The 19,050-nt window shown below is 71.1% G+C and carries 14 protein-coding genes; 3 read left to right on the top strand and 11 right to left on the bottom strand.

The genetic code is table 11. From position 1 onward, the window contains the following. Positions 1–29 precede the first annotated feature (29 nt). The 4 genes from OHB13_RS02290 to OHB13_RS02275 form a co-directional block, all read right to left on the bottom strand. On the bottom strand, positions 30–1,655 hold the full coding sequence (locus tag OHB13_RS02290) for a wax ester/triacylglycerol synthase domain-containing protein (protein WP_328375191.1): 1,626 nt from the start codon (positions 1,653–1,655) through the stop codon (positions 30–32). Beyond that, positions 1,652–3,322, bottom strand: a complete 1,671-nt coding sequence (locus tag OHB13_RS02285; protein WP_328375189.1) for a prenyltransferase/squalene oxidase repeat-containing protein — start codon at positions 3,320–3,322, stop codon at positions 1,652–1,654. Before OHB13_RS02285 ends, OHB13_RS02290 begins: the two co-directional genes overlap by 4 nt. Positions 3,323–3,661: 339 nt before the next feature. After that, positions 3,662–3,997, bottom strand: a complete 336-nt coding sequence (locus tag OHB13_RS02280) for a hypothetical protein (protein ID WP_328375187.1) — start codon at positions 3,995–3,997, stop codon at positions 3,662–3,664. Positions 3,998–4,461: 464 nt separating this feature from the next. Next, complete coding sequence (locus tag OHB13_RS02275) at positions 4,462–5,334, bottom strand: PaaX family transcriptional regulator (RefSeq protein ID WP_266861278.1); 873 nt, start codon at positions 5,332–5,334, stop codon at positions 4,462–4,464. Positions 5,335–5,486: 152 nt separating this feature from the next. Here OHB13_RS02275 and OHB13_RS02270 point away from each other — a divergent pair, with 152 nt between their 5' ends. From OHB13_RS02270 to OHB13_RS02260, 3 genes are all read left to right on the top strand, one after another. Beyond that, positions 5,487–6,131 carry a helix-turn-helix domain-containing protein gene (locus tag OHB13_RS02270; protein WP_328375184.1) on the top strand — a complete coding sequence of 215 codons (645 nt, stop codon included), beginning with the start codon at positions 5,487–5,489 and terminating at the stop codon, positions 6,129–6,131. Positions 6,132–6,174: 43 nt separating this feature from the next. Beyond that, the gene (locus OHB13_RS02265; RefSeq protein ID WP_328375182.1) at positions 6,175–7,434 is read left to right on the top strand and encodes an EfeM/EfeO family lipoprotein; all 1,260 of its coding nucleotides are present in this window, start codon (positions 6,175–6,177) and stop codon (positions 7,432–7,434) included. A 198-nt stretch (positions 7,435–7,632) separates the two neighbouring features. Continuing rightward, positions 7,633–9,495: a phospholipase C gene (locus OHB13_RS02260; protein ID WP_328375180.1), complete on the top strand. Its 1,863-nt coding sequence runs from the start codon at positions 7,633–7,635 to the stop codon at positions 9,493–9,495. 77 nt (positions 9,496–9,572) lie between these two features. Here OHB13_RS02260 and OHB13_RS02255 read toward each other — a convergent pair whose 3' ends face one another. The 7 genes from OHB13_RS02255 to OHB13_RS02225 form a co-directional block, all read right to left on the bottom strand. Next, positions 9,573–10,325 (bottom strand): hypothetical protein, encoded by a 753-nt coding sequence (locus tag OHB13_RS02255; protein ID WP_328375178.1) that lies wholly within the window; start codon positions 10,323–10,325, stop codon positions 9,573–9,575. A 132-nt stretch (positions 10,326–10,457) separates the two neighbouring features. After that, entirely contained in the window at positions 10,458–11,432 is a 975-nt protein-coding gene (locus tag OHB13_RS02250) for an acetylxylan esterase (protein WP_328375176.1), read from the bottom strand. Positions 11,433–11,436: 4 nt separating this feature from the next. Further along, on the bottom strand, positions 11,437–13,890 hold the full coding sequence (locus tag OHB13_RS02245; protein WP_328375174.1) for a polysaccharide lyase 8 family protein: 2,454 nt from the start codon (positions 13,888–13,890) through the stop codon (positions 11,437–11,439). Beyond that, a complete protein-coding gene (locus OHB13_RS02240; protein WP_328375172.1) occupies positions 13,884–14,519 on the bottom strand; it encodes a DUF624 domain-containing protein in 636 nt (211 codons plus the stop codon). Before OHB13_RS02240 ends, OHB13_RS02245 begins: the two co-directional genes overlap by 7 nt. Positions 14,520–14,521: 2 nt before the next feature. Next, a complete protein-coding gene (locus OHB13_RS02235) occupies positions 14,522–16,495 on the bottom strand; it encodes a hypothetical protein (protein ID WP_328375170.1) in 1,974 nt (657 codons plus the stop codon). Between the two features lie 2 nt (positions 16,496–16,497). After that, the gene (locus tag OHB13_RS02230; protein ID WP_328375168.1) at positions 16,498–18,285 is read right to left on the bottom strand and encodes a heparinase II/III domain-containing protein; all 1,788 of its coding nucleotides are present in this window, start codon (positions 18,283–18,285) and stop codon (positions 16,498–16,500) included. Then, a complete protein-coding gene (locus OHB13_RS02225) occupies positions 18,273–19,037 on the bottom strand; it encodes an SDR family NAD(P)-dependent oxidoreductase (protein ID WP_328375166.1) in 765 nt (254 codons plus the stop codon). The genes OHB13_RS02230 and OHB13_RS02225 overlap by 13 nt, the downstream gene beginning before the upstream one ends. Positions 19,038–19,050 lie beyond the last annotated feature (13 nt).

Here is a 19,050-nt window from a genome sequence, read left to right as displayed (position 1 = left end):
CGGAGCCTCTGGCCGGGGGCTGGGCGCGGCTACGCCTCAGGTACGGCGTGTGTGCGGTCCGACGGTGGGTGAGGGCTCTGTTCTCCCGGGCTCTCGTGGTCGGAGCGTGACGCTGCCCGTCGCGCCACCAGGCTGACCAGGTCGGCCACGGTGGGTGCCTGAGCCAGCTCGGTTTCGGTGATCACGACGCCCATCCGGTCCTCAAGTGTCATCGACAGCACGGCAATGGCCAGGGAGTCGATGCCGGCTTGTGCCTGCGTGGCCCGGAGAGCGATCGGTGCAGCCGGCAGACTTCCCTGTTGGACCAGAATGTCTTTGATGAGCTTGAAATCGATGACAGGTGTGGCATCGCGGTCAGCGGCGGGTGCCGGGAACGTCACGCCGGTGCGGGGAGGTTGGCCCGCCGCCCTGCCCGCCTGCGGGTCGTCCTGAGGCTGCGGGAGTTCGTCCACAGCGTCGTGGAAGAGACCGGGCAGCTCGTCCAGTCCGGGGAGAGCGGCGTCGGTGACAAAGCAGACGCTGGTGACGTCGTTGTAGCTGCAGGCCACGATCGAGGCCGGCTGGTGCCGTGGGAGCCAGTTGAAGGGCTGGATACGGGTGACGGGATCCAGCCGGTAGCGAAGGGGCCGGGAGACGGCGAGGTAGGAAGTGGTGATGGCGGACCGGTCGGGTGTGGTCATCCGGGTCGCCAGAGCCTGGAAGGCGCGTACGGGGACGGCATCCATCAGGGAGCGCATGGCCCTGTGGCGGCCCGGGTCCTTCACGGTGCGGGTGGCGGCGATGACTTGGTCGAGTCGGCCGTCAGCTGTCGGCTCCTGGCAGGGGAGGAGCGCGGGGGCGAAGGCGATGTGGTTTCCGGGCCGGTCCTGTTCCCCGGCGCGGCGCGTATTGACCATCGTGATGGCGGGAAGCGGCCTGTCGGCTCCCCGGGGCCAGGATTGTGATGTCCACGTGCGCAGGGCTCCGCTGAGGGCTGCCAGGAAGCCGTCGTTCGTGTCGCCGCCGCGGGCCGTGGCGGCGTTCCGCAACCGGTGGCTGGGTACATGCGCCCAGCTGATGTCACGGTTGCCGGTGAGGGGCAGTGCGGTGTCGTTCCAGACGTTGTGGGTGGCGCTTGCGGAGAGCATGTCGCGCATGGTGCCCAGGTAGGCTCTGGCGCCTGCCCGGGGCGCGCGCTGCTCGGTCGGCGCGGGCGCGGTGCCGAACAGAGTGGTCAGGGTACCGACCATGCCCATGCCGTCCTGGGTGCTGTGGTGCGCTCGCAGGCAGATGGAATACCGGCCGGGGGCGTATCCGGCGAGCAGCCAGATGTCCCACAGCGGGCCCGTGCCGGGCAAGGGGCGCGCGACGAGGTCGGTCAGGGCCGCTTCGAGGTGCTGCTCGCCCGATGGGCAGTGCTGCTCGCGGACGCGGTTGTTCAGGTCGGGGGAAGGGTCGTGGTGCCAGCGGGCTTTGAGTCCGGGGCCGCGGAGGTAGTGGGTCAGGCGTGGCATGTGCTCCAGATGGGAGGCGACATACCGGCGGAGTTCGCCGAGGGGAGGAGCGTCTCCGTCCAGGTGGAGGATCACTCCGATCGTCTGGGAGATCGAGGGATGGGCCTGAGCCATGGTGTGCATGGTCAAGTCCATGGAGGTGGGACGAAGGGGCACGGTCACGGGGTTCTCCACTGTGGTGGGTTCGACGGGGAGACAGGGTCGGGCCGGTGAGCAGGAACATCCGCGAGCTGCGTCCTGGACGTGGAGCGGAGGAGATGCCGGCGGCCCGGCACGAGGACGCCTGACGGCCGGATGCGTCGGGTGAGGTGGCCCAGGGCGAGCAGGGCGAACGCGTCGGTCAGCAGAGGGACGTGGTACGGGAAGGGGCGCGGGCCGAGCATGTCGGGAACGGACACGATGCCGCCGTCGGAACGCTGTTGGGTGAGCAGGTGGCGGGCGGCGCGCGCAGCGGGAGCAGGGTCGGGCTGCCCGGCCAGGATGATCAGGGCGTAGGCGGTGCTGATGGCATCGCTCGGGGCGTCGTTCTGCTGTCCGAAGCCGCCGTCCGCGTTCTGCGTGGTCCGCACCAGGCCGGCGATCCGGCTGCTCATGTCATGGACGGCCGGTGGGGACTGCCGGTGATGGGAGCGAGTGGCGAGGTACGCCCTGAAGAGGGTGTGCAGGCGGCTGCCGCTCCAGCCCGGGGGAAAGGACCCGTCAGGCATCTGGCGGTCGGCGAGAAAGCGCAGAGCGGCCTGGATGACGTGATGGTGGCGGCCCTGGGCGCTGAGCGCGTTGATCACGGCGGCGGTCATGCACGGCTCGGAGGGAGTGCCTGATCCGTAGGTGGGGAATCCGCCGTCGGCGCCGCGGACCGCGATCAGTGCGTCCACAGCGCGCCGAATCGGGGCGCGGTAGACGTCCGCATCCAGCTGGTGCAGGAATTCGACAGCGACGGTGGTGCAGTCCGTGTCGGAGAGCTGAGCGCGGTCGGTGTAGGACCAGCCGCCGTTCGCGTGCTGGACGCGCACGAGGTGCCCGGCGATACGGTGCAGTACCTCACGTGGCGCGTCGGCGCTGCACAGGGCAAGGCCCGCGATGACGGTGCACCATGTATCGGTGTCCGTGACGAAGGGCAGGCCGCCGTCCTCCCGCTGGTGCGTGAAAGCGGTGCGCAGTCCGTCGTCGACGACGCTCTCCATGCCGGCCACGTCGGCCAGGGCATGCAGCACCGACAGGTGGATGAAGAGGTTTCCCTCCCACACAGTTCCCGGGCACTGGGTGGACACCAGCAGGGTGACATCGTCCCGGTCGACGGGGGCTTCGCCTGTCGCCAGGATCGCTTTCACGGCAACGGCCTGCACAGCAGCCCACGGATGCAGCGTGCCCGTATCGACGGCACGTGAGTCACCGTCATCGCCGGCGTTGTCCACGCCGAGCATCGTGAAGATGGCGTGTACCAGGGCACGTTTGCGAGTTCGTGCGAAGTCCGGCACACGGCTGACGATGCCCTCAAGGGCCTGCTGAGGCGACGGATGCCCAGTGCCCCGGCCCAGAGCGGCAGCGGCCACGGCCGCGTCCATCAGACCTCCACTGCCCCGGTGGCGCTCCAGGTAGCGCACCATGCGGTCACGTGCGCCGACGTGGCCGGATCCGCGCCGATCCAGCAGCGCCAGGGCCAGTGCGGATTCAAGGACCCGGCTTCGACAGGTGTCTCGCACGGCACCGTCCGCTCCCACCCGGTTCAGCACATACGCCAACAGACGACTACGTCCGGCAGGCAGCGCTGCCGGGAAGTACGACGACGGCCAGGCCGGGGAAAGCTGCTCGGCGGCAGGGAGTCTCATCGGGAGCACAGTCCTTGAGGGCACGGCGAACACGGTGACGTGCGAACCGGAGGGGGAGGGCGAACGAGAGCAATCACATGGACCGGCGGCCGAGCGACCAACGGGCGTCGAAGCGATCAGTGACACCAAGCCAATACAGCGTTGCGGCCACGAACGACCCGAGGGCTGCCACAAAGCTCCGTACCCTGTCCGACCGAGACCAGGTCACTGGTCCAGCCGGCCACATCAGCCGCAGCCAGCCGCAACGCACTCATGAGGTCCTCCCCACCGGGAAGCCCGGGCATCACCCGGCAGGCCAGTACCGGTAACGCCGACGCCCGATTCCCCCAGCATCGAGACTCAGCCCAGCGCCGGGACCACATCGACACGGGCCGCGACCGTGGCCAGACTGCTCCCCGTGGGAACCGGCGACGCACCGTACGCCCGGGAGAACACCGCCGCACCGTCCTGCGTCAGCATCGTGTCGAACGGCTTGGCCACGACCGAGCCGGGCGAGCTCAAGGACGGCATGGTGACCGTCATCTTCGTCATGTCGAGTTCGTACGTGGAGAGATCAACGGGCTGCGGGGCTTCATCTCCGACAGCGGCATTTGCCGACAGGGTCCGCCGGGCCAAGTCACCGTGCGCCCCGGTGAAGCTCAGGCTGCGCCCGTCCGTGGCCCTGGTGAAGGTCATGCGACCGTCGGCAGCCCAGGACCCCTCCGCCAAGTCCAGACTGATCTTCCCCTTGATCGGCCACTGCACGCACGGGGCCGGCCCCGAAGAATCGAGCACAGCCGGAGCGGCGGCCGACACCACGACCTTGTCAGCCGCCAGGTGTTGAGCAGCCGCAGAGGACAAGCACCAGGTGACCGTCCCGGCAACAGGCATCACAGGCCCCGCAGCCACAGCGGCAGACACGGCAATGGTGGACAGGGAAACCAGAGCAGTGGCGATCACAGCACGACGCCGCATGGGCAAGCCTTCCGTTGCAGAGGCGCCAGAATCGCCCACAATCCTTCCAGGGCTGGACGAATAAAGGTTTTGGCCCTCGAAGTTCACCTGAAGGCGTGAAGCGGCGGATTCACCGCAGCGCGTACCTGCCCGGTTCTCGGAGGCCGGCCCGGAAGCACCCGGTGCGCAGGTCGTTGAGGTGGGGCTCAGGGCCTGCTTGCGACATAGGCGCGCGCGTCGTTCTCCAGCCGGGACTGGAGCGTGAAGAACAGCTCGGCGGCCCGGATCCCGACCCAGTCGTCCGGAAGCAGCTCCGCCGGGAGCCCCGGATCGAGGTACGGGAGCTGCCGCCAGTCGGTCAGCACGCGGACGTAGTCCACGAACGCGTCCCGCTCGGCAGCTCCGGAGCCGGTTCCGTCGTGGCCCTCGCCCCCGGCCGGCAGGCGGTCCGGCACCCCTGCGTGCTTCCGGACGAACTCGCCGTACAGCAGCTCCAGTTGGTCGAGATCCCACCATTCCCGGACCTTCTCGTCCAGCGGGCCGAACGCCAGATGGTCGGCGCGGAAGAGGTCGGCGTAGCCGTCCAGTTCCAGGCGGCGCAGCATCTCGGCCGTGGCGTCGTACAGATGCGCCGGAGCGATGTAGACCCCGGCGGAGGCCGTGCCGAAACCGAGCCGGGTCAGCCGGGAGCGCATCAGATGCCGCTTGCTGCGCTCGGACTCCGGTACCGAGAAGACCGCGAGCAGCCACCCGTCGGCCGGTGTCGCGCGGTCCCGGCGGAAGATCCGGCGGTCGCCCTCCCGCAGGACCGAAAGGCCCTCGTCGGAGAGTGCGTACCCCGCCGAGCCGTTGCGCCGTTCGGCCCGAAGGAGGCCCCGGCGCTTCAGCCGGGAGATCGACGACCGTACGGCGGGAGCCTCGATGCCCAGTTCCGCGAGCAGCCCGATCAGGGTCGCCACCGAGAGCCAGCCGCCCTCGGTCCTGGAGTACAGGCCGTACACCGTCACGATGAACTGCCGTGGCTGCGCGGAACCGGCTGCTGGCTCCCCCTTCGCGGGTTCATCCGCTTCTGCTGCGATCGTCACCCGGGGAGGCTATCAACGGGGCCGGTCACGGGCCGCGCCGGCGAAGGGCCGGGAGGGGCAGTTCGTACGGCTACGATTGACAAATCCTCTTGCCGGGATGGCAAATAGGGAGAGCGGCGGACCGGGCGACAGTGAAGGGGCAGGGCATGGCCGGAGTGACGACAGGGGCGACGGGCGACGACTTCGCAGGCGTGCTGACCGCGGTGGGCCCCAGGCTGCGCGCGCTGCGCCGGGACCGCGACATCACCCTCGCCCAGCTGGCCGAGGAGACCGGGATCTCCGTCAGTACCCTGTCGCGGCTGGAGTCCGGGCGGCGCAAGCCCACGCTGGAGCTGATGCTGCCGCTGGCCAAGGCGTACGGCGTGCAGCTGGACGAGCTGGTGGACGCCCCGCCGACCGGTGACCCGCGTATCCACCCCCGTCCGGTCAAGCGCCACGGGATGACCTTCATCCCGCTGACCCGCCACCTCGGCGGGCTGCACGCCTACAAGCAGATCATCCCGGCCGGAGAGCGGCGGCCGGGGCAGCTGGAAACGCGGGTGCACGAAGGCTACGAGTGGCTCTACGTCCTGTCCGGGAGGCTGCGGCTCGTCCTGGGTGAGCACGAACTCGTCCTCGGCGCGGGTGAGGTGGCCGAGTTCGACACCCGTACCCCGCACGCGTGGACCGGCGCGGGCCCGGAAGCCGTGGAGTTCCTCAGCCTGTTCGGGAAGCAGGGGGAGCGGATGCACGTACGCGCCCGTCCGGCCGGAGAGCGGCGGACGGCGGACGAGGAGACCGGCGACCGGTGAATCCCGGCTGCGCCCGGGGCTGTTGATCCACCACGGGTCTACGATGTCGTTCTTCCGCGTGCTGCTGCGTCAGGAGGCCGGTGTGCCGGACAGGAGGACCGCACGTCGTTCGCGCCGTGCGCTGATCGCGGGCTGTGCGGCGCTGGCCGCCGTACTGGCGCTCGCGGGAGCCGGGGCCGCCGGGCTGCTGAGCGGCCACGGTCACTCCACCGCCGGGCCGTCCGACGGTCTGCCGCACACCCGGGTCGACGCGTCGGCGGGCAGCTGCGGAACGGGCTGGCACGACCCGCGCCCCGGCACCCAGGTCTTCGATGTGCACAACACGTCGGCCACGCCGGTCGAGGTGTATCTCAAGGACACGTCGAGCGGCGCCGTGTACGGCGAGCTGGAAGGGCTCGGGCCCGGCACCACCCGGGCGCTCCGGGCGACCATCGCGGGCGGTTCCTACGCCTTCGCCTGCTTCCCCGACGACGCTGCTTCGGTCACGGGGCCCACCGTTCGGGTACCGGGCGGCGGTGGCGGTGGCGGCGGTCCGGCGGCGGTGCCCGTCAGCCAGCACGATCTGATCCCGCCGACGCTGAGCTATCAGAGGTGGGTCACCGGCCGGATGGGCTCACTCGTCGGCGCCACGCGGAAGCTCGGCGCCTCGGTCCGCGCGGGCGACCGGGCGCGGGCCCGGAATGCCTGGCTCACCGCGCACCTCGACTACGAACGGCTGGGTGCCGCCTACGGCACGTTCGGCGACGCCGACGCGGCGATCAACGGAACGACCGCGGGCCTGGCCGGCGGCGTCCACGACAAGGACTTCACCGGCTTCCACCGCATCGAGTACGGGCTGTGGCACGACGAGTCCGCAACCGCGCTGCGCCCGTTCGCGGACCGGCTGGTCAAGGACGTACTGGCCCTGCGTACGGACTGGCGGCAGGCCCGGATGGACCCCCTGGATCTCGGGCTGCGGGCCCACGAAATCCTGGAGAACACCGTGCAGTTCGAGCTGACGGGCCGCACCGACTACGGCAGCGGCAGCAATCTCGCGACGGCGCGCGCCAATCTCGACGGCACCCGGGTGGTCCTCTCGCGGCTGCGCCCGGTACTGACGGGCAGGTACCCGCGGCTGAAGCAGCTGGACGGTGAGCTCGACCGGACCGGGGCGGTGCTCGACCGTCAGGAGCACGGAGGGCACTGGACTCCGCCCGCCCGGCTCGGCCGCGCACAGCGCGAGAAGGTGAACGCGGCCGTGAGCGGGCTGGTGGAGCGGCTGGCGGACATCGCGGCCCTCTGCGACGTGCGCCGGTCGTCCTGATCCGGCTTCCTGCCCCACCGTCCTGACGGGCCGTCCGACCGGTGTGTGGTCCAAGCGGTCGACTCAACAGGTTGTTTGCTCAATTTTGTTTTCCCACCGGATGCCAGATGTTCACTCCCGTGTCATGGTGATGCATCGTGTCAGCATATTGAGCAGTGCATGACAGGGTGCACGGCCGGAAGCGGAAGGCGGAAACGCATGGGCAGCAAGGGCAGAGGAGCGGGCGCGCGCCGCTGGGGAGCGCTGGCCGGTGCCGCCGCGCTGACCGTACTCGGCGGCGCCGCACCCGTCTGGGCCACGGCGCCCGCCGCAGTGCACCACGGGAATCACGGGAGTCCTACGGCGACGCCCGTCAAACACCTGGTCGTGCTCTTCGACGAGAACATCTCCTTCGACCACTACTTCGCGACCTACCCGCACGCCGCGAACACCGACGGTACGAAGTTCACCCCGTCCCCGCGAACGCCCCGCGACATCGACAATCTCCGTACGGCCGGTCTGCTCGACAAGAACCCCAACCAGTACCTGCCCAAGCGGCTCACCCCCGACCAGGCCATGACCTGCGACCAGAACCACTCGTACGGTCCCGAGCAGTACGCGTACAACGGCGGCAAGGCCGACAAGTTCGTCGAGAACACCGACTCGGGCAAGTGCTCGGGCAACCTCTTCGGCGAACCCGGCCTGGCGATGGACTACTTCGACGGCAACACCGTCACCGCGATGTGGAACTACGCCCAGCACTACGCCCTCAACGACAACTCCTTCGGCTCCGCCTACGGCCCTTCGACACCCGGCGCCATCGAACTGGTCTCGGGCCAGACGCACGGGGTGGTGTCCACCGACCCCACGTCATCCACCGAGAATCCGAAGCGGACCGACAAGCCCGATCCCGCAGCGGTCGCATCGCCGGACGCGCACGGCGTCGGCACCATGATCACCGACCCGGATCCGGCCTACGACGACTGCTCCGGCAACGACCACACCAGCAAGTCCTCCCTCGCCGAGCTGGGCGGCAAGAACATCGGCGACCGCCTCAACGAGAAGAACGTCAGCTGGGGCTGGTTCCAGGGCGGCTTCCGGCCGAGCACCCCGTGGGACGGCACAGAGGACCATCTCGCCAAGTGCGGCGGCACCACGCACGCCAACGTCGGCGGCGAGCAGGTCGTGGACTACAGCCCGCACCACGACCCCTTCCAGTACTACAGGTCGACCGCCAACCCGCACCACGTGGCCCCGAAGTCGGTTGCCGAGATCGGCCACGCCGGACAGGCCAACCACAACTACGACCTGACGGACTTCGACGCCGCCCTCAAGTCGGGCAACCTGCCGTCGGTGAGCTTCCTCAAGGCCCCCTCCTACCAGGACGGGCACGCCGGATACTCCGACCCCACCGACGAACAGGACTTCCTGATCGGCCAGATCAACAAGATCCAGCAGGCCCCGCAGTGGAAGGACACGGCGGTCGTCCTCGCCTACGACGACTCGGACGGCTGGTACGACCACGTGTACGCGAAGCCGGCCAACGGCTCGCAGGACACCAGCAAGCAGACGAACGGCAGGACGGTGGACTCACCGGCCTGCCAGAACGGGCCGAAGGCGGCCGGAGGTTACGCCGACCGGTGCGGTCCCGGCGCCCGTCAGCCGCTGATGGTCATCTCCCCGTACGGCAAGGTCAACCAGATCGACCACACCAGGACCGAGCAGACCTCCGTCATCAAGTTCGTCGAGGAGAACTGGCACACCGGCCGCATCGGGGACCACTCCTTCGACACCCGGGCCGGATCGCTGGCCGGGATGCTCGACTTCCGCCACCCGAACGGCCAGCAGGTGCTGATGAACAAGGACGGCTCCGTCAAGTCGGCCGGCCCGATCCGGCCCGTGGCACCGGTCGCCGCGCAGATCACCGACCCACAGCGTCAGCGGGTCGCCATCCAGGAGCTCTCCGGGAGCGGAAGTTCCCAGCCTGGGCTGCTGACCGCCGGTGTACTGGGGGCCGTGGTGGTCGGTGGCGCCGGTATCGTCCTGGCGGTCCGCCGCCGCCCCGGCCGGGGCGCCGCCTGAGCCGTACGGCATGACGTGGGGGACCGGGCCGCCCGGCCCGGTCCCCCACGTCATGCGCCGCCCTGCTCCGGCCGTTCTCAGGTGGAGTTGGCCGGGCCGACCGGGGTCCGCAGCTTCGAGATGTCCACCGACTGGTCGGGCGACGGAGTGCTCGAAGGTACGGGTTGGTCGAACCCGGAGAACCCCACGGTCGCCAAGGTGGTCTTATCCATGGCCTTCACCGTGACCTGGACGGGGTAGGGCTTGCCGTGCGTCGCCACGTACAGGGTCTCCCGATGACCGCCGCGCACCCCGCTGACCGGGACGACGTCGATTCCGTGGAGCTTCGTCACCTTGCCCTTGGTGAGGTGACCGCCGCCCGAAGTGTCCGGTGTCGTACTCGTCTTGAGGAACGAGTCCAGATCACAGACCTGCGCGATGCCCTGCAGCGGCAAGTTGCTCGACGAACCCTGGAGGTAGCGCCCGTTGAGGGCCGCCTCGGCGGCGCTGCCTCCCGGCACCTGGTTCTTCCAGAACGCGGCGTCCGGCTTGATCCAGATCTTGCCGCCCCGCTTGACGATCTGGACGGAGCCCTGTCCGCCCAGGCTCACCGAGCCCCGGCAGTTGGCCTGCCGGTCGAGGGTGAGCTCCATGGAGGTGGGGGTGCCTCTCGAACCGAATCTCCCGTGGACGCTGATATGCAGCGACGAGGTCCCGAAGAGGGCGTCGTGTGCCTTGTTGGCGATCTCCTGGGCCGGCAGCGATGCTGTCCCGCCGTCCGCCACGGCTGAGCTGCCCGCGGCGATCGTCAGAACGACTGCTGCCGCACCCGCTGCCAGTGGCTTGGCCATGCGGTGTCCTGTCAACGTCGCCTCCTGAGATGTGCCTGGTCAAGGCCTGTGAGACGTACACGACGAGGCTACGCCCGCCATGCGTGTGCCGCACGGCGGGCGGTTCGCCGAGGCCCGGTGGCCCCCGGGCGCCTACCGGGCGAACACTCCGCGCAGTGCCGCGATCTTGCGCGGCACGTCGTACTCGGCGCCGCCCTCGTGCCCGTTGTACGGGAACACCTCGATCTCGGCGGGACCCGCATAGCGGTGATAGGCGGCGAAGACCGTGGACGACGGACAGATCCTGTCCATCAGCCCCACCGAGAACCACGCGGGCGCGGTGGCACGCGCGGCGAAGTTGACCCCGTCGAAGTAGGAGAGCGTCTCCATCGCCTCCTCGATCCGGAACCGGTGACCGGAGAGCCAGCGGGCTATCTCCGCGTACGGACCCGAGTCGGTGATCTGCGAGGCACGGCGGTAGTGGCAGAGGAACGGCACATCGGCCACCGCCGCCGCCACGTCGTCGCGCAGCCCCGCGACCGCGAGTGCCAGGCCGCCGCCCTGGCTCCCGCCGACGACGGCGACCCGGGCGGCGTCCACCGCCGGATGGGAGCGCACCGCGTCGACCGCCCGCACCGCGTCGGTGATCAGCCGCCGGTAGTAGTGCAGGTGCGGGTCCTCGATGCCGCGGGTGAGGAAGCCGGGCGACGACGAACCGTGCCCGCCCGGACCGATGTCCGGGGTGTCGGCCGTCTGCTTGCCGCCACCGCCCTGGCCGCGGTTGTCCATCACCAGATGGGCGTGGCCCAGTGCGCTCCAGGTCAGCCAGGAGTACGGGACGCCCCGGCCGCCGTTGTAGCCGATGTACTGCACCACGGCGGGCAGCGGCTCCGCCCGGTCGCGGGGCAGCAGCAGCCAGGCCTTCACCGGCTGCCCGCGCCAGCCGCTGAACGTCACGTCGAACACGTCGACCGTCGCGAACCCGGCGTCGTACGGGACGAACTCGGCGGCAGTCTCATGCCGGGCGCTCTCGCCCAGCGTCTTCTCCCAGAACGCGTCGAAGTCCGCTGGTTCCTGCGGCTCCGGCCGGTACTCGCGCAGCCGATCGAGCTCCATGTCGAACAGCAAGGGGCTAGCTCCTCTTCAGGGTGAGGCCGAGGGTCGCGCCGTGGCGGCCCGAGGTGTCGGCGGTGATCCGGATGCCGTCCGGTACGGGGGCCGTGCTCACCCCGGGGTCGGCCGACGCGACGGTGAGGCCGCGCTGCGCCAGCGTGACGGTGACCGAGGCCCGCAGCTGGGTCGGGTCGGAGAGCGCCACGGCGACCGTCTTCCCGTCCGGCCGCACCAGCACCGACGCCGGCCCGTCCGACGCGAGCTCCTGCGCGGTGCCCGCGGTCCAGAAGTTCGCCGCGAGCAGACCGTCCGCGACGCGCCGCACCGCGTGGACCGCGGAGGTGGCCGCGGTCAGCTCGACGGGCGGGGCCTGCGACCAGAGCCGGGTGCGTTCGGCCGACGCGGCGGGGGCCTGGAGCCAGAAGTACCCGGCGCCGTCCGGCGCCTCGCCGTGGTCCTGCCACAGCGTCAGATAGGGGCGCGTCACCGGAGTGTCCGTGCCGTACTTGGTGTTGATCTCACGCCAGGTCGCCGTGCGCTCCTCACGCAGGCCGCGCAGCGCGGCGGGCGCCGGGAAGACATAGCCGCCGGTGCCTTCCAGATGCAGCCAGCGGACCTCGTCGAGCCCGGCCGACCATCCGGTGTCCGTGGAAGCCGGAACCCCGTCGACCAGCAGCGCCGCCTTCGCGTCGCGCAGCTTGCGGTTCTCGACGACGGTCTCGGCCCGGCCCGCGGACGCGGTGATCCCGGAACCGGTGCAGACGATCACGTCATCCAGGCAGAACCAGCTCTTGAGCCCGGTCAGGGTGGAGCCGTACGCCCGCAGCTCCATGCCGTACGCCCCCAGCGTCGTCCCCGCCAGCGCGGTCCCGCCCGCCCAGTCCGCCGTACTGGTGGTGCGCTGCCCGGCGGCGTCCGCCGGACGGCCGGCCACGACGGTGGTCCCGGGCAGCCGTGCCGGGTCGACGGTCGGCCAGTAGTCCTCGCTGTAGTGCCCGAGATCATCGGTGTACAGCAGCACCATCCCGTCCGAGAGGTGCCAGCCGTGCAGGTTCTCGTTCTGGATCGACTCGTAGTTGTAGATCCGCGTCGAGTACGCGGAGACACCGAGCGCGAACGACGGCCGGTGGTGCGCCGCCTTGTCCATCCGCGGGTACTGCTGATGCGCGACCAGCCGGCCGCGAGCCGGGACGGCGGACGCGACGACCTGCTGCGCCGCGACCAGTGACGCCAGATCGGTCACGCCGAGGAAGTCCCGGTAGGTGTCCTCGGCGATCCACTGTTTGACCAGCGCGGTGAAACGCTCGGCGGTCTCGCCGGGGAAGCCGGGGATCAGCCGCACCACCGCCTCGATGACCGTCTGCGCCGACACATGGCCCTGCTTGCTGGGCCGGGCGATCTCGCGGCCGCATACCGAGGCCATCACGTCGCCGCGCGCGATCAGCGGGTCGAACCCCTCGTCGACCCAGCGGCGGACGTTGTCGAGGTCGGGATCGGTGACGGCCCAGCCGGTCCCGGCGAGCAGATGCAGGAGCCGGGAGAGATTGTTGAGCAGCTCCTTGCCGTACCCGCCGTTGTACGGGTGCTTGTAGTGCTGGAGGAACGACCCGTCGGAGTAGAAGCCCTCACCGGTGCTCTCCGCCGCCGCGCTCACGTCATTGAAGGCGAGCACGCTGTTGGCGCCCGAACCCTCGACGTCCGACAGGGCGTCGCGTACTCGCACCAGGTCGTCGCCGTCGTCCCGCAGCACGGCGTTGACGGCGACCACGGTGGAGATCCAGACCCGGTTGGCGCCGGTCGCGATCTGCCGGTCGGCCCGCCAGAGGTTCGGATCCGGGGTGTAGTGCCGCACCGCTTCGGTGATCCGGGCCAGCCGGTCGGCGCCGAGCGCGTCGTGCAGGAGCACCGACGCGTCGTTGAGGGCGAGCGCCGAGCCGATCTCCCAGTCCCAGTCGTTGTCGTACCGGGGGTGGGCAGCTCCGTACCGGTTCGTCAGCATCCAGTCGACCCCGGCCAGCAGCAGATCGCGGAGCGCGGCGTCGCCGTACTGCGGGGTTCCGGGGACCGCCCAGGCGGTCGCGGCCGTGGCGAGCCGCTTGAACGCCGTCGTGACCTGGTTGGAGAGCGTCGTGCCGGTCAGGTCGGGGAAGAGACCGTCGGTCCGGGTGGGGTCGAGCCCCTTCGCCGCGGTGGCCCCCGCCTGCCCGGCCCGTTCGACGGCCGCCGCGATCCGCTGGTCACCCTGGTCCAGGTCGGGGCCGCCGGTGAGCAGGGTGTGCCAGCGCTCCCGCAGCGCGGCGGCGCCGTCCGTCGCGGCCCGCGCCGGGCCCGCGCCCAGGGCGACGGGCAGCACCGCGGCCGCGCCGACCGCCGCCGCTCCGGCCAGGACGGTACGACGGCTGGTCGCTCCGGGCGGAGCGTCGGCACGTCGCCCGGGATCTCTGTGGTGTGAGTGGTCTCTGCGGTTCAGCACGCTGGCCCCTTACTCCGGGTGAAGGCGGTGTGGATCGGGGACGGACTGTCGCCGAAGGAGAGGGCGAGCAGTACCGGAATGCTGGGGCCCAGCAGCAGCGGTCCCAGCGGTACGACGAGAGAGAGGAGTGCCGCCGAGACCACCGCGCCGAGCAGCGCGGTGCCACGGCCCGCCGAGCCGAAGCCGAGCGCGAGCGCGTTCCGGGTCCAGGCGCCGGCCGAACCGTCCGGGTCCCGGCCCGCCTCGGCGGCGAGTGCCACATGGTGGATGACCGCGGCGGCCGCGATACCCACCTGCGCGGCCAGCACCACGAACGTCCAGGGATCCGAACGGCCCAGCAGATGAACGATGTTGGCGGCGAGCACACCGGCGGCAGCGGTGGACACCAGCCCGTGCCGCCACAGGGACCGCCAGTACCGGGGGAACGCCGTGAATGTGTGGACGAAGCACCGGCTGTCGCCGTCCACCCGCCACCGCTGGAGTGCGTGTGCCATCGCGGCCAGCGCGGGCAGCCAGGTCACCACACCGAGCGAGAGCACCGCGAACGCCGCCCCGGCCGCCGCCGGGTACGCGACGAACTCCAGCCGGCGCAGCAGCGTCGGCCAGCTTGGTGAGAGGGTCCGATCCATGGTCAGCCGACCTTCCCGGTGTACGGCTCGGCCGCGTCGAGCAACACCCGGCCGTCCAGTTCGAGCCGCCGGGCCGCCACCACGTACGGCGCCGCACTGTCGGCGAGGAGCACGGCCGCCGCGTCGGCGGTGACCCCGGCCGTCCGGATCCGGTGAGCGGCGGGGGAGAGGAGCACCCGCTCACCGCCGAAGGCCATGCCCTCGCCTGCCGCGCACTCCAGGGCGCGGGCCGTGCCCACCGCACCGGGCTCGACCGCGGTGAGGAACAGTGCCGACGCGGTACGCGCGGTGGTGGAGCGCAGCGTGTGCAGGGTGCGGGTGAGTTTCAGGTCCGGGGTACTGGACGTCGGGTTCGCCTCGACCTCCGTCACCTCCGAGGCCCACACGGCGCCCTCCGGCACGAACTGCCGTACGTGGGCGGTCGCTTCACCCGACCGGATCAGCCGGGTGCCGTCCGGCAGCTCCTCGGTGGGCGCATCGGTCTGGAGCAGGAACGACCACTCCCGGCCGGTGTCCGCCTCGGCCAGGTCGAGCAGCACCAGCCGGCCCGCCGGCGTGAACACCAGAGTGCGGTCGAGCCTGCGCACCCCGAGCGCCGGACCGTACATCGCGGCGATCTCCGCCGTGGCGTGCGCCCAGCCCCCGGCCAGCAGCACATCGCGCTGCCTGGCCTGCCGTTCATGGGGGATGCCCGCGTAGACGTGGTAGCGGTCCTCGTCCGCGTACCCCTGGCCGTCGACCAGCAGCAGATTGTGGTGCGCGGCCCGCTTGCGGTTGCTGTAGCCCTCGTCGACCGCGAGGAAAGCACCCTGCGAGACCAGCACGAAGGAGCCCGAATCGGGGTGGTGGTGACCCTGGTTCAGCGTCTCCCAGCCCTGTTCGGCCCGGTGCTTCTCCGAGGTCTCCCACGCCTTGTGGCCACCGCCGGGACTCGCCTTGAACGACACCAGGGTGTCGTTGGCGTCCCAGCCGGTACGGGCGGTGAGCAGCCCCAGATCCGGGAAGAACGCCCGCGTCCCGGTGGGCCTGCGGGCCGGGACCGACGGGTCGTACCAGAGGTACTCCAGATACGCCTCCGGGAGGATGCCGGGCCGGACTCCGCTCTCCGCGGCCTCCGCGCGCAGCAGCTCGCCCGAAGCCAGATTCCCCATCCACTGCGCCTCGGCGATGCCGTACTGCGCGGCGAGCCGGTAGTAGAGCCCGGCGCTGTGCCCGCTGCGCCGGTCGTGGCAGTCGCCGTGGTCCACGTTGAGTGCGAACCCCGGCGCGGTCTGGTGCAGCCGGTAGTGGAAGGTGCGGGGGAGGAATCCGCCGCGGTCCCACCAGTCGGTGCCTTCCGCCTCCTGGAGCAGGTCCAGATGCATGGCGAGCCAGGGCACCCCGTAGCGCCAGTAGACGACGCCCTCGGCGTGCGAACCGTCATCGGGCAGCAGGTCGAGAACCCGGCCGAGATTGTCCCTGGCCCGGTCGGTCCACTCCTGCTTGCCCAGCACATACCCCGCGGTGGCGAGTCCCGCGTAGCAGATCCAGTTGTGGTTCTGCCAGTACGACGACGACCACCAGCGGCCCTCGGACGCCACCGCGAACTCGTACAGCCGGCGCCCCTGGAGGAGCAGTTTGTACCGCAGCAGCGCGCTCGTGGCGCCGGGCAGCTCGTCCCCGATCCAGCGGTACGCCAGGGAGAGATGGTGCAGCAGCCAGCCCGCGTCCAGATCGTGGTCCGGCATATGGGCCCTGCCCCAGTGCGGCAGCCGTACCGCGGCCTCGATCCAGCGGCGGCTCTCCGCGAGGTGCGCGGAGTCACCGCCCGTCCGGTACGCCAGCGCCGGGTTGGAGGCGGCGGGACCGAGCCAGGTGATGCTGGCCGCCGGATGGCCGGCGGGCGGGGTCAGCCCACGGAGGCGGGCGGCCTCCTCGTACAGCCGGAGCTCCTGAGCGGGACGCGGGCCCGGTGGCGGGGTCGCGGAGAGCAGCACGGTCAGTCCTCCGTCCGGAACAGCGCGGTCGAGCCGTCGGCCAGCCCGACCGTCAGCACGTCACCGTCCAGCCGTACGACGGTGACGGCCGGGCCCGCGCCGGCCGCTTGATACACCGACGCGAAGGTGACGTGCGGCGCCGCGGCCGTGAAGTCGACCCGGGTGCGCACGCGCTGCGGATCGTCGGCAGGACCCGGGCCCGGCACGGTCAGCGGGCGTACCGGGACCCCCGCGGTGTGGGTGTGCAGGCCGTGCAGCGTCTCGTCGCCGTGCCAGGTGGTCCGCACCGGGCCGGTGGCCCGGACCAGGACGTCCAGTCCGGTCCCGGGACGCAGCTGCGCGGTGAACCGGTGGGCGCTCTCGGCGTCCACCGTCAGCAGGTCCACCAGATAGCTGCTGCCGAGGGCGATCCGCCGGACCGCGCGCACCTCTTCGTACGCCCCGCTCACCCCGGCCGTGACCGATGAGCTGTCCGAGCCGAGCAGGAATCCCGCGCACTCGGCCTGTTCCGCGCCGTCCGCGCGGAACGCCGGGTGCGCGTCGGACGACGCGTACAGATCCCGGAACTCCGCGTGTGCGTAGGGGACTTGACCCGGATCCGGTTGCCACGGCGTGGTGTCGCCGTACAGATAGAGCGACAACTTGTCGCGGTGACCGTGCGAGCCTCCGTGCGGGCCGAAGTCCAGTACGGCGTGGATCCCCGCCCCACGCAGCACCGCGTACCCGGTCGCCGGGAACACGGTGACCGCGCCGGGTGCCGGGCGCTGTGGCAGAGCGGGTCCCGCGAACCAGCCGGCCAGCTCCCGGTCGAGCCCGTCGTCGCCGTCCCCCAGCTCCTGCCTGGCCCGGTCCGCGACCGCGTCGAGCCCGGTGGACGGCACCAACTGCTGTGCCAGCGCGACCAGTTCCAGCCACTCCAGGGCGAGCGGGCCGCGCAGATACGGACCGTCGTGCAGGGCGGGCAGGATCCCGCCCGGTGTCGCGACGGCCGCCAGCACATCCGCCATTTCGGCCAGTACGTCCAGGACATCGGCCGGGACTGCCGCCGGATCGGCCGAACGCAGGGCGAGCAGCGCGGCCCGCAGCACGAAGCCGTGGTAGTAGGTGCTGCCCTCCCACTCCCAGCCGTCGTCGGCGACCGCGGCCCGCAGATGCTCGTACAGGCCGTGCTCGCCCTCCAGCCACTGCTTCGCACCGTCCCACTCCTGGCCGCGCACCGCGGCCGACGCGCGGCCGGCCGCCGAGCCCGCCGCGTTCAGCCAGGCGGTGTAGTTGGACGCCAGGAGCCCCTGCCCGGTCAGCACCCCACGGGCGTCGAGAGCGGCCTGCTCCAGGGCGTCCAGCAGCGGCAGCAGCGGGGCCAGGTCACCGGTGCCGCGCTCGGCGAGCGTGCTCACCGCGTGGCCGATGTTCACCGCCCAGATGGCGTCGGTGAGCGCCTGGTGGAAGAGCCGGCCGCGCAGCATCCAGTCCTGCGCCTCCCCGTGCCGGCGGTCCGCGAGCTCCGCGTAGAGCTGCGCGTACTCGGTCAGCCGGGCGACGGCCTCGGCACGCTCGCCCCGGTGCGCGAGCAGCCGCAGCCGCCTGGCCCATGCCTGGTGCGAGAGCACCAGCCAGGCCCCGCGTACGTTCTCGTCGTCCACCCGGCAGCCGTGCGCGCAGCGCGCGCCCTCGTCGGGGAACACCCCGCTGAGCAGATCACCGTGGTCGAGCTCCACCCCGTGGGCCGGGCAGACGTACGCGTGCCACCAGCCGCCGCGCTCGCGGGCGATCCGCTTCAGCGGGGCCATACGCCACCGTCGATGTCCACCGTGGTGGCGGTGAGGAAGCCGGATGCGGGGGACGCCAGATGCACCACGGCCGCACCGACGTCCTCGGGGGTACCGGCCCGGCCGACCGGGATGCCCGCCTCCATGGCCTGCTGCGCGGCGGGTGCGGTGAACGTGCCGTGGAAGGCGGTGCCCTTGATGAAGCCGGGTGCGACGGCGTTCACGGTGATCCCGTCCGCCGCGACCTCCTTCGCCAGCCCCTTGGTGAAGCCGCGTACGCCCGCCTTCGCCGCCGCGTACGCCACCGAGCCGGGGCCGCCGCCGTTGTGCGCGGCGAGCGACGACATCGTGATGATGCGGCCGGCGGACGACCGCGCGAGGTACGGCAGCGCGGCGCGGCAGGTGCGGAACATCGACGTGAGATTGGCGGATACGACCTGTTCGAAGTGGGCGTCGGTCATCTCGGAGATCTTCGCGCGGCCGATCAGATGGCCCGCGTTGCAGACCAGGATGTCGAGGCCGCCGAGGAACCCGGTGGCCTCCTCCACCAGCCGGTCCACGTCCCGGCTGACGGTCACGTCGGCGTGGAACGCCTTGGCCCGGCGGCCCAGCGCCTCGACCGCGGAGACGGTCTGCGCGGCCTCGTCGGCGGACGAGCGGTAGTGCACGGCGACATCGGCGCCCGCGTCGGCCAGGGCGACGGCGATGGCCCGGCCGATGCCGTGGCCGGCTCCCGTCACCAGTGCGCGGGAGCCGTTGAGATCAGCAGACATGGGTGAAGCCCTT

Source organism: Streptomyces sp. NBC_00440 (assembly GCF_036014215.1).
Lineage (GTDB): Bacteria > Actinomycetota > Actinomycetes > Streptomycetales > Streptomycetaceae > Streptomyces.
Note: the sequence above shows the minus strand (reverse complement) of the source record. Positions and strands in the feature narration are given on the sequence as shown.

What these genes read in the sequence shown, in the direction of transcription:
- OHB13_RS02285 (WP_328375189.1), bottom strand. Translation starts at nt 3,322, where the DNA reads ATGAGACTCCCTGCCGCCGAGCAGCTTTCCCCGGCCTGGCCGTCGTCG.
- OHB13_RS02280 (WP_328375187.1), bottom strand. Translation starts at nt 3,997, where the DNA reads ATGACCTTCACCAGGGCCACGGACGGGCGCAGCCTGAGCTTCACCGGG.
- OHB13_RS02270 (WP_328375184.1), top strand. Translation starts at nt 5,487, where the DNA reads ATGGCCGGAGTGACGACAGGGGCGACGGGCGACGACTTCGCAGGCGTG.
- OHB13_RS02265 (WP_328375182.1), top strand. Translation starts at nt 6,175, where the DNA reads ATGTCGTTCTTCCGCGTGCTGCTGCGTCAGGAGGCCGGTGTGCCGGAC.
- OHB13_RS02260 (WP_328375180.1), top strand. Translation starts at nt 7,633, where the DNA reads ATGGGCAGCAAGGGCAGAGGAGCGGGCGCGCGCCGCTGGGGAGCGCTG.
- OHB13_RS02255 (WP_328375178.1), bottom strand. Translation starts at nt 10,325, where the DNA reads ATGGCCAAGCCACTGGCAGCGGGTGCGGCAGCAGTCGTTCTGACGATC.
- OHB13_RS02240 (WP_328375172.1), bottom strand. Translation starts at nt 14,519, where the DNA reads ATGGATCGGACCCTCTCACCAAGCTGGCCGACGCTGCTGCGCCGGCTG.
- OHB13_RS02230 (WP_328375168.1), bottom strand. Translation starts at nt 18,285, where the DNA reads ATGGCCCCGCTGAAGCGGATCGCCCGCGAGCGCGGCGGCTGGTGGCAC.
- OHB13_RS02225 (WP_328375166.1), bottom strand. Translation starts at nt 19,037, where the DNA reads ATGTCTGCTGATCTCAACGGCTCCCGCGCACTGGTGACGGGAGCCGGC.